This window comes from Pseudohaemophilus paraphrohaemolyticus (genome assembly GCF_003253115.1).
GTDB classification, from domain to species: Bacteria; Pseudomonadota; Gammaproteobacteria; order Enterobacterales; family Pasteurellaceae; genus Haemophilus_A; species Haemophilus_A paraphrohaemolyticus_A.
This window is the reverse complement of record NZ_QEQF01000007.1, coordinates 65,748-78,071: the sequence shown is the minus strand read 5'-3', so window position 1 is coordinate 78,071 and position 12,324 is coordinate 65,748. Positions and strand designations below refer to the sequence as shown.

Annotated in this window: 14 protein-coding genes; 1 reads left to right on the top strand and 13 read right to left on the bottom strand. The window is 38.2% G+C overall.

Going from position 1 to position 12,324, the window contains the following annotated elements; all coding sequences use genetic code 11:
* Positions 1 to 31 precede the first annotated feature (31 nt).
* From DPV92_RS07560 to DPV92_RS07510, 11 genes are all read right to left on the bottom strand, one after another.
* Positions 32 to 1,426 (bottom strand): basic amino acid/polyamine antiporter, encoded by a 1,395-nt coding sequence (locus tag DPV92_RS07560; protein WP_111354340.1) that lies wholly within the window; start codon positions 1,424 to 1,426, stop codon positions 32 to 34.
* Positions 1,427 to 1,611: 185 nt separating this feature from the next.
* Entirely contained in the window at positions 1,612 to 2,073 is a 462-nt protein-coding gene (gene pal / locus DPV92_RS07555) for a peptidoglycan-associated lipoprotein Pal (protein WP_005709282.1), read from the bottom strand.
* A 20-nt stretch (positions 2,074 to 2,093) separates the two neighbouring features.
* A complete protein-coding gene (tolB, locus tag DPV92_RS07550) occupies positions 2,094 to 3,374 on the bottom strand; it encodes a Tol-Pal system beta propeller repeat protein TolB (protein WP_111354339.1) in 1,281 nt (426 codons plus the stop codon).
* Between the two features lie 18 nt (positions 3,375 to 3,392).
* Positions 3,393 to 4,709, bottom strand: coding sequence for a cell envelope integrity protein TolA (gene tolA / locus DPV92_RS07545; protein ID WP_111354338.1), 1,317 nt, complete (start codon positions 4,707 to 4,709; stop codon positions 3,393 to 3,395).
* A gap of 16 nt (positions 4,710 to 4,725) precedes the next feature.
* Positions 4,726 to 5,163 carry a colicin uptake protein TolR gene (gene tolR / locus DPV92_RS07540; protein ID WP_005709295.1) on the bottom strand — a complete coding sequence of 146 codons (438 nt, stop codon included), beginning with the start codon at positions 5,161 to 5,163 and terminating at the stop codon, positions 4,726 to 4,728.
* A gap of 108 nt (positions 5,164 to 5,271) precedes the next feature.
* Complete coding sequence (gene tolQ / locus DPV92_RS07535; protein ID WP_005709287.1) at positions 5,272 to 5,955, bottom strand: protein TolQ; 684 nt, start codon at positions 5,953 to 5,955, stop codon at positions 5,272 to 5,274.
* Positions 5,956 to 5,980: 25 nt separating this feature from the next.
* Positions 5,981 to 6,373 (bottom strand): tol-pal system-associated acyl-CoA thioesterase, encoded by a 393-nt coding sequence (gene ybgC / locus DPV92_RS07530; protein WP_005709312.1) that lies wholly within the window; start codon positions 6,371 to 6,373, stop codon positions 5,981 to 5,983.
* Between the two features lie 150 nt (positions 6,374 to 6,523).
* The gene (locus DPV92_RS07525; protein WP_005709296.1) at positions 6,524 to 6,805 is read right to left on the bottom strand and encodes a cyd operon YbgE family protein; all 282 of its coding nucleotides are present in this window, start codon (positions 6,803 to 6,805) and stop codon (positions 6,524 to 6,526) included.
* Between the two features lie 3 nt (positions 6,806 to 6,808).
* A complete protein-coding gene (locus tag DPV92_RS07520) occupies positions 6,809 to 6,907 on the bottom strand; it encodes a cytochrome bd oxidase small subunit, CydX/CbdX family (protein WP_078177678.1) in 99 nt (32 codons plus the stop codon).
* 9 nt (positions 6,908 to 6,916) lie between these two features.
* A complete protein-coding gene (gene cydB / locus DPV92_RS07515) occupies positions 6,917 to 8,053 on the bottom strand; it encodes a cytochrome d ubiquinol oxidase subunit II (protein WP_005709324.1) in 1,137 nt (378 codons plus the stop codon).
* A 10-nt stretch (positions 8,054 to 8,063) separates the two neighbouring features.
* Positions 8,064 to 9,617, bottom strand: a complete 1,554-nt coding sequence (locus DPV92_RS07510) for a cytochrome ubiquinol oxidase subunit I (protein ID WP_005709316.1) — start codon at positions 9,615 to 9,617, stop codon at positions 8,064 to 8,066.
* A gap of 419 nt (positions 9,618 to 10,036) precedes the next feature.
* Between DPV92_RS07510 and DPV92_RS07505 the strand changes: the two genes are divergently transcribed.
* On the top strand, positions 10,037 to 10,366 hold the full coding sequence (locus DPV92_RS07505; protein ID WP_005709340.1) for a DUF5339 domain-containing protein: 330 nt from the start codon (positions 10,037 to 10,039) through the stop codon (positions 10,364 to 10,366).
* A gap of 74 nt (positions 10,367 to 10,440) precedes the next feature.
* On the opposite strand, the gene DPV92_RS07500 is transcribed toward DPV92_RS07505, so the two are convergent.
* Together DPV92_RS07500 and grpE are read right to left on the bottom strand one after the other, a co-directional pair.
* Positions 10,441 to 11,265 (bottom strand): 5'-nucleotidase, lipoprotein e(P4) family, encoded by an 825-nt coding sequence (locus DPV92_RS07500; protein ID WP_111354337.1) that lies wholly within the window; start codon positions 11,263 to 11,265, stop codon positions 10,441 to 10,443.
* Positions 11,266 to 11,511: 246 nt separating this feature from the next.
* Positions 11,512 to 12,123 carry a nucleotide exchange factor GrpE gene (gene grpE, locus DPV92_RS07495; protein ID WP_111354336.1) on the bottom strand — a complete coding sequence of 204 codons (612 nt, stop codon included), beginning with the start codon at positions 12,121 to 12,123 and terminating at the stop codon, positions 11,512 to 11,514.
* Between the last annotated feature and the right edge of the window lie 201 nt (positions 12,124 to 12,324).

The following is a 12,324-nucleotide window of genomic DNA, read 5'->3' as shown; positions in this document are numbered from 1 at the left end:
AAGTGAGATATTTCATCTTACAAATTGAGTACTACAAAAAGGCATAAATAGAGCCTATGGATAAAATAAAGGTACAGCCAAGTGCAACCGTTTCATTACGTGAAAAATCAAATTTACCCGATTTATGGTAACGCGTGTAGAAAAAGAGGATTGCCCCAGGTGTATATAAAATTACTGAAAAGAGCAAGTATTCTATTCCCGCTGCGTAAACCAACCAGAAACCATAAAGGGTTGCAATAATGCCAGCCAGTTTGATATACCAAGCGGCACCAATGTTAAATGCGAGTCGAAGTAAATAAGTACCAACTAAGAAATAAGGCACTAAAATCATCGTAGTCGCCAACTGAATAAGCACATCATACCCTTTGCTGGTGAAAAAAACGAGCACCAAGATAATTTGAATAACGATGTTAGTAAACCAGAGTGAGCTAATAGGTGTATCGTTCTCATTCTTTTTATTCAGAAAACGGGGAAACACTTGCGTTTGGGAAGCTTGATACATCACTTCTGCCGAAAACATTGTCCAGCTCATATAAGAAGCAAGCACAGACACAATTAAGCAAAAAGTAATTAAAATTTTACCGCTTGTGCCGATCATATGCTCCATAATGTCAGTCATTGAAGGATTCGGCATAGCAGCAATCACTTCACGCGGTAAAATACCTAGCGAAAGTGCAGTAATCGCTACATAAAGAATCAGGGCGATTAAAATGCCGAGGATGGTCGCAATTCCCACATCGTTTTTCTTTTTCGCGTGAGCGGAAAGAACCGTTGCACCTTCCACGCCAACAAAAACCCAAAGCGTAATCAGCATCGTGCTTTTGATTTGATCCAATAATGGCATTTGCAAACTTTCGCCGTGGAAATCTTGCATAAATTGAGTAGACGAGAAAAAGATTATGGCTAATACAATAAAAATAATTAACGGGAGTACTTTAACGATCGTTGCAATCAAATTCACATAGGCGGCCTCTTTTACACCCTTTGCGATCAAAATATGGATCAACCACACCACCAAAGAAGCAGATAAAATCGAAACTAGCGACGTGCCATCGCCAAAAATAGTAAACTGTTCGCTATCAAAAAAGAGCCCAAACCCACTGAATGCGACAACAAGATAACTTACGCTACCAATAGAGGTACAAAGCCAATAGCCCCAAGCTGCAAGCCCACCGATAAAATCGCCAAAACCTTCTCGTGCATAGGTATAAATGCCACCATCTAAATCAGGACGCAATCGAGAGAGGAAGAAAAAAGAAAGCCCAAGGAAAATAATCCCAAAACCTGTGATTGCCCAACCCGCGAGCAAAGCTTCTGCACTTGCAACCGCTGCCATATTTTGTGGCAGGCTAAAGATGCCCGAACCAATCATCGAACTCAGTACTAGTGCAGTAAGTGATACCAATCCAATTTTGCCTTTTGACATAAAATGCCCTTTATTTATTTCGTTAATTATTCAAAAAATTTGCATAATTTATCATAAAAAGCGGAGATCATCTAATTAAAAGGACGGATTGTGAGTGAAAAGATAGACAATTACAGATAAAAATAAAGCCCTGATAAACAGGGCTTCATTTTTAATAAACTAAGTTTCTATAAAAGAAGTAGAAATTAGTATTCTAATACTGCACGACGGTTTTTCGCGTAGTCAGCTTCAGTATGACCTAAAACTGCTGGTTTTTCTTCACCGTAAGATACAGTTGCAACATTTGATGCACCTTGTTGTGCTAAGTAGTTTTGTACTGCGTTTGCACGACGTTGACCTAATGCAATGTTGTACTCTGGAGTACCACGTTCGTCAGCGTGACCTGCAACAGTTACGTTTGCTTTAGTTGCTTTTAATAATTCTGCATGAGCATCTAATAATGTACGGTATTCGCCTTCAACATTGTATTTATCGAAACCGAAGTACACAGTGTTGTAACGAGTTTGTAAATCTTGTGCAGACATACCGCCGTATTGAGCTCCTGCATTTGTGTTTGCATTTGCTGCTGCGTTGTCTGAAGATGAGCTACATGCCGCTAATACGAAAGCTGGCGCCGCTACCATTAAAACTTTAGCTAGTTTTTTCATTTTATACTCCTAAGAGAAGATTATTGTTTAGTTAAATACGGTGACCAAGCAGGGAACTTATATTGCCCTCCTGCACCAGGCAGATTTGCTTTAAAACGACCGTCTGCGGACACCAATTGTAGCACTTTACTCGTACCTTTGGTAGAGCTATAAATAACCATAATGCCATTTGGTGAAATACTTGGGCTTTCATCTAAAAACGTTGAACTTAAGACTTCCGTGCCACCCGAAGTGAGATCACGTTTTACCACTTTATCTCCAGCAATCATGATTAAATTCTTGCCATCAGCAGATGACTTAGCTGCATAGGAAACACCGCCTCCTACATTGCTTACACCACCACCTGATGCACTCATTCGATAAACTTGTGGTGAACCTGAGCGGTCTGATGTGAAGTAAATGAAACCACCATCAGGTGACCAACTTGGTTCAGTATTATTTCCTGCATTTGCAGTTAATTTGCTTGGTGTACCACCGCCAGCACCAACAACATAAATATTCAATTCACCATCTTGATTAGACGCAAAAGCAATTTTTGAACCATCTGGTGAGAACGCTGGTGCACCATTATGCCCTTTTAATGCAGCTACAACACGACGGCTACCCGAGCGGAGATCGTGAACAACAACTTGTGCTTTTTTATTTTCAAAAGTCACATACGCTAATTTACTGCCATCTGGCGCCCACTCTGGTGACATTAACGGCTCTTTACTTTTAACTACAGTGAAAGCATTGAAACCATCATAATCAGAGACTCGTAACTCGTATGATGATACACCACGTTGTACTACATATGCAATTTTTGTTCTAAATGCACCACGAATTTGCGTGATTTTTTCAAAGACCAAATCACTCACAGTGTGAGCACCTTGACGCATTTGTGCCGCTGGCACATTAAATGCACCTTGATCTAATACAGCAGCAGGTGAACTTAAAGTATCAACTAATTGGTATGCGACATTATAACCACCGCCAGCTGGTGTTACTTGTCCGACCACTACCATATCTACACCAATATCAGTCCATTGTTGTGAAACTACTTCACTTGCAGAACCTGGTTGAGCCGGCAGTTTAGTTCTATCAATAGGAGAGAATTTACCACTGTTACGTAAATCATCAGCAATAATTTGACCTACATCTTCGTTAGCACTACCTTTAAAAGGAATAACTGCGATTGGCTGAGCCATACTCACACCTTCGTCTACCGAAATCACTACATCTGACTCGGCTTTAGCAATATTAGCACTACACAAGAATGCGAACACACCCATTATACTCGCTAAATGCGATTTAAACTTCATTTTTTAACCTCTAGGTTATTATAAAACTTTTAATCCAAATTTGATGATTGGCGATTTATAAGTATTATAAGTCGGATCATCTTTTGCCCTTGGTACACTTTGTGCACGAGTAATAGCCGCCACCGCAGCACGACAAATATCTGGTGGGCCAGAAATCACTTCGTGACTTGAAATGCGTCCATCTCGTTCAATGTTGATTTTTACGCGGCATTCACGACCACTAAAGCTTGGATCAACTTGGTACTCGCGTGATAATTTTTGTTTAATTAAACGCTCATAACCACGGTCTGCCGTACCTTGTCCGTCCCCCAGACCTTTACTGTTGCCATTACCCGCAAGGCCAGCTGAATTTTTGTTTCCCCCTTTCGTGGCTGAGCCACCACCAATATCGCCACCTGATAAGAAATCATCTAGTGCTTTATTATTTTTTGCTCTTGCTGCGGCTGCTTTTGCTTCTGCATCTGCTTTAGCCTTAGCATCAGCTGCTGCTTTGGCTTTCGCTTCTGCAGCAGCTTTCGCTTTTGCCTCTGCTGCCGCTTTTTCTGCATTCGCTTTTGCTTCTTTTTCAGCCTTCTCTTTAGCCTCTTTCTCAGCTTTTGCCTTTGCTTCTGCTACGGCTTTTTCTTTGGCTTCTTTTTCGGCTTTTAGTTTCGCTTCTTGAGCTGCTTTTTCCTTAGCTTCTTGTGCTTTTTTCTGCTCTTCTAATTTCTTCTGCTGCTCTGCTTTTTGAAGGGCTTCTTTCGCTTTACGCTCTTCTTCAGCTTGTTTTGCTGCTGCCTCTAAACGTTTTGCTTCAGCTTCCGCTTTTAGACGAGCTGCTTCGGCTGCTTTTTTACGTGTTGCTTCTTCTTTCTGTTTTTCAAGCTGTTCTTGTTTTAACTGTTCTTGACGCTGCTGCTCTTTTTTCAACTGTTCTTGCTTGATTTGCTCTTGTCGTTTTTGCTCTTCTTGTTTTTGCTGAGCTAACAATTGAGCCTGACGTTGTTCTTCTAAAGTCTTTTCTTGCTCCTGTTTTTCAGCAAGCTCGACTTTAGCTTGTTCAACTTCTTCAGCAACCTCTTCTTTTACATCTTCAACAGGTTTTGTCTCTTCCACAGGTTTAGGTTGAGCATTCCCTTTTCTATCTGATTGTAATCGACCATATTCTGCAGCCACTTGCCCTGTATCAACCATCACCGCTTCAAACTCTTCACCATCTCCACCATTACCGCCAGCAGCAGGAGGTAATGTGATATTAGTAAATAGGGAGCCTAATAGAAGCAACCCAATTAAAAGAGCGTGCAATAGTAGAGAGAGAATTATTGCAAATTCAAGTCTATCGTTTTGAGATCTCACACGTTATCCTTGATGATTATTGACCTTGAGTCATTAAGCCTGCTTTTTCAATACCCGCTTCTTTTAATAACACAATACCTTTGATCACTTCTTCATAAGGCACGGTTGCATCACCTGCAACTAAAAAAAGCGTGTTTTCATCTTTTTTAAATTCTTCACCAGCAAACAAAATCACTTCTTGATCGCTTAGTTCTTCGCCATTACTACCAGTAACAAAGTTGCCACCAACTTTTAATTTATATAAACCCACACCCGCCACTTGTAAAATCACAGGGGTCTTATCTTCATTGGTTACTGATTGACTATGCTTATCTTCTGGTAAATTAACTTCTACACTTTGGCTGATAATGGGCGCTGTTGCCATAAAAATAAGCAAAAGCACAAGTAATACGTCCAAGAATGGTACAATGTTAATTTCAGATTTAATGTCCTTACGTTTGCGACGGTAAGACATATTTTCCTCTTTTACTAAATTCAGGTTATCACTAACATTTCACGACAAGCGGTCAGATTTTTATCTCTTTTTGCAAAAAATTGAATAAAAATGACCTCTTGTTCTCATTTATTTTTTAGAAAATGCTTGACGGTGTAAAATTGTCGTAAACTCATCAATAAAGTTTGCGTAATTTTGTTCTAACTTATTCGCACGTAAGCTTAAACGATTATAAGCCATTACTGCAGGAATAGCCGCAAACAAACCGATAGCTGTTGCAATTAACGCTTCTGCAATACCTGGTGCTACCGATTGGAGGCTTGCTTGTTTCACTGCACTTAATCCCATAAATGAGTGCATAATTCCCCAAACAGTACCAAATAAACCGATGTATGGGCTAATAGAGCCAACAGTACCTAAGAAAGGAATATAGCTTTCGAGCGTTTCCACTTCACGGTTTAGCGCGAGGTTCATTGCACGACTTGTGCCTTGAATATTTGCAGAGGGTGCATCTGGGCTTACTTGTTGCAAACGAGTAAACTCTTTGAACCCAACATAGAAAATTTGTTCTGAACCGCTTAATTTATCACGACGATTTTCTAATCCTTCGTGTAAACGATTTAAATCTTCGCCTGACCAAAATTTATTTTCAAAAGCGAGTGACCCTTTTGCTGCATTAGTCAAATAACGACTACGTTGAATAATCACTGCCCAAGATAATACCGAGAAAGTGATAAGAATAAGCATGACGATCTTAACAACGATACTTGCTTGTGCAAATAACGAAATTAAGTCAAAGCTAGTTTCTTGCATTGAAAACTCCAATAATGATAATGAATTAGTGAGATGAATCCATTGCATCACGAATATTTTTCGGTATTGCAATCGGTTTCATTTTAAGTAAATCGACACTTGCCACACTAACTATTGCGTAGCTTATACAAACTTGATCACGCAAAAGTTTCTGTTCAAAAATAATCGTCGCTTTCTTTATTTCTTTAATTTCTGTTTCAACAGAAAGAAAATCATCTAAACGAGCAGGCGTTTTGTAGTCTATTTCTAACTTCTTCACAACAAAAGCAATATTTTCCGATAACAATGATTGTTGGGAAAAGCCTTTGTTGCGTAAAAATTCCGTTCTTGCTCGTTCAAAAAAACAGACATAGCTTGCATGATAAACCACACCGCCCGCGTCTGTATCTTCATAATAAACTCGAATAGGAAAATGCATATTCTATCCTATTTTATTCTCTTTCGTAAACGTCCACTTTTTAGACGATCGCGGCTGTCTATTTTATTCAGTTAAAAATGCCAGCGCAATAGCTTTTGCAATTTATTTTTTATTTAAAAATAAAAGTACACTTTCTTTTTATAATTTAACTCAAAAAAGGATACAAAGCGAAGGGATAACAATTGCATAACCGATTAAAGGTAGGAAAACCAATTGCCAAATTTTACTACGGATTTCAAAGCCGATACCGTGAATCCATAAAATCCCCATGCCATAAAAAGCCAATAAAGCAAAGTAAGGAATTTTACCGCCAAAATAGAGCCCGAAAGTGGTCGATTTTAATAAAATCATTGCAAACAGACCGCTTGCAAGAAGAAAAGAAAGGGCTTTTAGCAAGCCCTTTAAAGTTAAGTTATATAACAAATGAATCATAGATTATTCGTCAAATTTACCTGTTTTCTCAATCTTTGTCGTAACAAATACGGCAAAGTAAATTGCGAGAAACATACCAAAAAACCAAGTTAAATAAAACATAATTGCTCCTTAGTATGCTGTTGCGTGGTTTTCTTCAATGAATTTTGCATCAAGACGACCAAACATTTTGATGTAAGACCAAATAGTATAGCACAATACGATTGGTACAAAGAAACACGCTGCATAGAACATAACGGTTAAGGTGTTAAGGCTTGCAGTTGAATCCCAAACAGTTAAGCTCATTTCTGGATGAGAAATTGAAGGCATAATGAATGGGAACATAGAAACTGCTGCGGTTAAGATAACACCAATTTGCATTAAAGATGATGCAAAGAACGCAGTACCTGAGCGGTTTGCTTTAGATGCAACGATGGTTAATAATGCACCGATGACTGCAATTGCAGGTACAATCCAAAGCACAGGCATTTCAGCATAGTTTTTAAACCAAGCAGATGTTTCAACAGCTACAGTTTTGTTGGTTAATGCAGAAACTGCGTTGTGATCTAATTGGCTTGTGATCACAAAACCTTCTTTGAAGTATAACCAAACACCCGCTAATACAAATGCAACTAATGTTACGGTTGCCGCTAATTGTGATACGCCACGTACGCGGTTGCGTAATTCAGCCGTGGTTTTCATTTGCAACCAAGTCGCACCTTGAGTAGTTAGCATAAATAAACTCACCACGCCGCATAATAATGCGAATGGATTTAATAAGCCTAAGAATGTACCCGTATAAGTTACTTGATTGATGTTATTAAACTCAAATGGTAAGCCTTGTAATAAGTTACCAAACGCCACACCGAAAATAAGTGACGGCACGAAACCACCGATGAATAATGCCCAATCCCAAGCATTACGCCATTTTGGTGAGTCGATTTTCGCACGGTACTCAAAGCCCACTGGACGGAAGAATAATGCTGCAAGCACTAATATCATTGCCAAGAAAAAACTTGAGAATGAGGTTGCATATACAGTTGGCCACGCTGCGAAGATCGCACCACCACCTGTTAATAACCAAACTTGGTTACCATCCCAGTGAGGTGCAATTGAGTTGATCATCACACGACGTTCTGTATTGCTTTTACCCACCACAGGTAAAAGCGTTAATACGCCCATATCAAAGCCATCGGTAATTGCAAAACCGATTAACAATACAGCAATTAAGATCCACCAAATAAAGCGGAGAACTTCATAATCTAACATTGTCTACTCCTTATTTCGCAGATTGCTCAAAGTAGTATTTACCTGTTTTTAATGCACTTGGACCTAAACGACCATATTTGAACATTAAATACATTTCTACTACTAAGAAGATTGTATATAAACCACATAATAAACCAATTGCAGTCCATAATTCAGCCACAGTTAAGTGAGAAGCCGAAATACCTGTTGGTAACACTTCATAAACTGCCCAAGGCTGACGTGCGAACTCAGCTAAGAACCAACCAGCTTCAATGGCAATCCATGGTAATGGCATAGACCATAATACCACTTTAAGTAACAATTTGTTTTTACCTACTGTACCACGGAAGTTAAAGAAGAATGCTAAGCCAATGATTAAAGACATTAGCATACCAGAGCCAACCATCATACGGAACGCCCAGAAGTTAGGACCTACATTTGGAATAGTTGCATCTGCTGCTTTAATAATTTGTTCTTCTGTTGCCGCTGTAATATTATCGCCTACGTATTGTTTTAACAATAAACCAAAGCCAAGATCTTTTTGAACTGCTTGGAATGCTGCTTTTTCTTCTTCTGTATAGTTACCAGAACGAAGTTTTTCTAATAAAACAACTGCTGTAGCACCGTTACGTACACGCTCAATATTTTCTTTACGAATATCATTTAAGCCTTTGATTTCAGTATCTAAAGAACGAGTTGCCACTAAACCGCCAAGGTATGGGATTTGAATTGCAAAGTCGTTTTGACGAGCTTTAGAGTTTGGAATTGCAATTGCATTAAATGCCGCAGGTGCTGGGTGAGTTTCCCATTCAGCTTCCATGGCTGCTAATTTAACAGGTTGTGCTTTACCGATTTCATAACCAGATTCATCACCCATAATTAATACAGATAAAATAGCGAACAAACCAAAACTTGCCCCCACTGAGAATGAACGTTTTGCAAAGCCTAAATCACGACCTTTTAAGATATAGTAAGCACTGATGCTTAATACAAAGATCGCACCACAGGTATAGCCTGCAGTTACAGTATGTAAGAATTTACTTTGAGTCACTGGGTTTAAAAGAAGATCAGTAAAACTGGTCATTTCCATACGCATTGTTTCAAAGTTAAATTCTGAACCTACTGGGTTTTGCATCCAGCCGTTCGCTACTAAGATCCACATTGCAGAGAAATTAGAACCAAATGCCACACAGTATGTTGCTAATAAATGTTTTTTCTTAGACAGACGCTCCCAACCAAAGAAGAATAAACCCACGAAAGTTGATTCTAAGAAGAACGCCATTAAACCTTCTAATGCTAAAGGTGCACCGAAGATATCGCCTACATAGTGAGAGTAGTATGACCAGTTTGTACCAAACTGGAATTCCATGGTAATACCAGTCGTTACCCCAAGAGCAAAGTTAATACCGAATAACTTACCCCAGAATTTAGTCATATCTTTATAAACTTCTTTTCCTGTCGTTACATAAAGTGTTTCCATCACTACAAGCACAAAAGAAAGACCTAATGTAAGCGGCACAAATAAGAAGTGATAGAGAGCAGTTAAAGCAAACTGCAAACGCGAGAGTTCAACAAAGTCTAACATCTCAAACCTCTTCATCTTGATAATATGAAATACGATTAATTATTCGATACCGAATAATGCCCCACAAAACTTTGACCCAAAGCAAAGATCTACCCCACATAGGTAATCAGAGTTTCAGGCGACTATTCTACCTGTTATTGAAAAAATAAAAAACCGCCCCTATTAACAGGAACTTAACCTTTGTATTGAAATAATTCAACTTTTAGCAAAATTTTTTAATAAATTAAGAAAAAAGATCAAAATATGTTACCTCTCAAGAGGTAAAATTAAGTTATTCTTTTGAGAAAGATCAAAAAAAATCTGATTTTTAGCCATCTGCTCTTGCTGACTTTTTCATTTAAGCGTGCTAATCTCTTAGCGATTTAAGTCATTTTTATTTAGATTGAAAGCTTTTAGCTATAATAGAAAAAGGTAAAACTATGCTAAAAAAATATTTTCTTCTCTGTTTTCCAATTTGTACCAGTGCATTATTTTCCACAAGCGTACAAGCCCAAGTAAAAACCTCGTCTCTTACTATTGAAAAACCAGAGGTTATTAAACTTATTCCACAATGTGAAAATATGTTTAACGTTGCAAATACGCTTATTAAAGATGCAGAAAGACAACCAGGTACACACACTCAAGTAAAGCGTTTAAAAAATAAGCTAACAGAAACCCAAAAACAATTGCTCGCAATGGAAGAAAGCTTACAGCAGAAAAGTTGTGAGAAAGGATTAAATGCATTAAATACGTTGAAGCAAAAACATTAAATTTCAGATATAAAAAATACGGTAAAATCATATTTTTAGTATTTGATTTTACCGTACCATAAAATTCCTATAAATTACTTACCATCCCATGCTTGAATAGCATCTAAACGAGCTTTAATTTTGCTTTGTGCATCGCCTTTAAAGTAATCTTTAGCTAAACCGCCTTCCCAGCCACCATAGTTCGGGTTAGGTAATACGATGTAAGTTTTACCAAATTTTGCTTGGTTTTCTTTTACAAATGCACTGCGTTCTGCATTTAATTTACCGTATACTGCATCACCAAAGTCATCTAAGTTATCGCCGACATAAAGTACGATTTCATAGCCTTGTTTTTCAATTTCAGCAAAACGAGCAGCTTTCGCTGATTTATCTTTTTTCAAGTAAAATACTGACTCGTCCACACCTTCAAAGCCTAAACGTTTCATATCGTCAATTGTACCCGCTTTTTCGGAGCTATCTTTACGGTTAGTTACATAGAACATTTTACCTTTGTGTGAATTAACATAGTTGTTAAATTCTACCGCACCAGGAACTGCACGAGATTGTCGAGCATCAACCCAGCGTGTCCAATCTTTACCATCAAAACCTTTATTATTTTGAACTTGCCAACCAGCGTATGGGCTGTTGTCTAGCATCGTTTCGTCTAAATCTACTACCACCGCTTTTTTCTTACCTTTAGTCACTTTCGCGTGATCAAAGGCAGTTTTAGCCGTGTTATAAGCTTGGTAGGCAAGCGCTTTATATTCGCCCGAATCTTGCATCCAGTTAATGCCCATTACTGCTTGTTGTTGCAATTGAGCTTCCGCGTGTGCTTTTGCATCCATTTGATTATGTGCACAACCTGTTAAGACTAATGCAGATAACGTCGCTAATACACTTACTTTTAAAGTCATTTTCATATTTTTTCCTTCTGAAATTAAATAGACAAATTAAATAAATAGAGAGCGGTCATATTTTTACGGGAATTTGCAAATGTTCCAAGTAGAAATATTTAGATTTGTGATTTAGATCACATTTTATAGTGTTTTAGCTAAAAAATTTTTTAAAGACACGCTAGAAAAAATTGTTGTTAAACCGCTAAAGCTACACACCTAATAAAAAATTGTTGCTAGCATTTATTTTTAAAAATAGTTCAGTTCGGTAAATTAAGCTGCAACCATTACCATTGCTGGACGTAACACTCGCCCTTGAAGTGTATAGCCTTTTTGTAACACGACACTTATGTGGTTCGACTCAATGCCTTCAGCGGGTTGCATTGAAATCGCTTGGTGAAGTTCAGGATTAAATGCTTCACCAACAACACCTACTGCTTCTACACCAAATTTGCCTAAGGTTGAAATGAATTCTTTGTGGGTCATTTCTACGCCATCAACTAACGCTTGTGTTGTTTCATCAGTAACAGCATTATCTAATGCGGCTAAACCACGTTCAAGATTATCAACAACAGTTAGTAGCTCTTTTGAAAATTTTTCTAATGCAAATTTATGAGCTTTTTCGACATCTTGCTCAGCTCGACGGCGAATATTTTGAATTTCTGCTTGGGCACGTAATTGAATATCTTTTTCACGGGCATCAATTTCTGAAACGTAAATTTCTAATTCATTGATACGAGCGTAAGCTGCGGCTAATTCTGCTTCTACAGCTTGCTCTTCTCTATTTTCTGATTGTACTTGCTCTTCAACCGCTTCAGGTTGTTGGAGTTCTACATTTTCTTGTTCTGTGCTTTGCTCTTGTGCTTTTTCTTGTTGAGTAGTCATACAAAATCCTCTTAAATTCAGTGAAATAAAATCGGATTTAATATAATAGCAAATTAGCGAAATTCAAGAAGAATAGGAAAATAAATCCTTCTTCAGGGCAAAAAAGGCTTGCAAAATGTGGGGGGTAGCTTAAAATCCCTTCGATTTCATTGCCATTGATTGGTGTGGAAGATTCGTCAAACTTCGGAGAAATCCGACCGC

Coding starts and splice junctions, on each gene's coding strand:
- cydB (WP_005709324.1), bottom strand. CDS start 8,053: ATGTTAGATTATGAAGTTCTCCGCTTTATTTGGTGGATCTTAATTGCT.
- DPV92_RS07510 (WP_005709316.1), bottom strand. CDS start 9,617: ATGTTAGACTTTGTTGAACTCTCGCGTTTGCAGTTTGCTTTAACTGCT.
- DPV92_RS07520 (WP_078177678.1), bottom strand. CDS start 6,907: ATGTTTTATTTAACTTGGTTTTTTGGTATGTTTCTCGCAATTTACTTT.
- tolR (WP_005709295.1), bottom strand. CDS start 5,163: ATGTCTTACCGTCGCAAACGTAAGGACATTAAATCTGAAATTAACATT.
- DPV92_RS07560 (WP_111354340.1), bottom strand. CDS start 1,426: ATGTCAAAAGGCAAAATTGGATTGGTATCACTTACTGCACTAGTACTG.
- DPV92_RS07500 (WP_111354337.1), bottom strand. CDS start 11,265: ATGAAAATGACTTTAAAAGTAAGTGTATTAGCGACGTTATCTGCATTA.
- tolQ (WP_005709287.1), bottom strand. CDS start 5,955: ATGCAAGAAACTAGCTTTGACTTAATTTCGTTATTTGCACAAGCAAGT.
- pal (WP_005709282.1), bottom strand. CDS start 2,073: ATGAAAAAACTAGCTAAAGTTTTAATGGTAGCGGCGCCAGCTTTCGTA.
- DPV92_RS07505 (WP_005709340.1), top strand. CDS start 10,037: ATGCTAAAAAAATATTTTCTTCTCTGTTTTCCAATTTGTACCAGTGCA.
- tolB (WP_111354339.1), bottom strand. CDS start 3,374: ATGAAGTTTAAATCGCATTTAGCGAGTATAATGGGTGTGTTCGCATTC.
- grpE (WP_111354336.1), bottom strand. CDS start 12,123: ATGACTACTCAACAAGAAAAAGCACAAGAGCAAAGCACAGAACAAGAA.
- DPV92_RS07525 (WP_005709296.1), bottom strand. CDS start 6,805: ATGATTCATTTGTTATATAACTTAACTTTAAAGGGCTTGCTAAAAGCC.
- ybgC (WP_005709312.1), bottom strand. CDS start 6,373: ATGCATTTTCCTATTCGAGTTTATTATGAAGATACAGACGCGGGCGGT.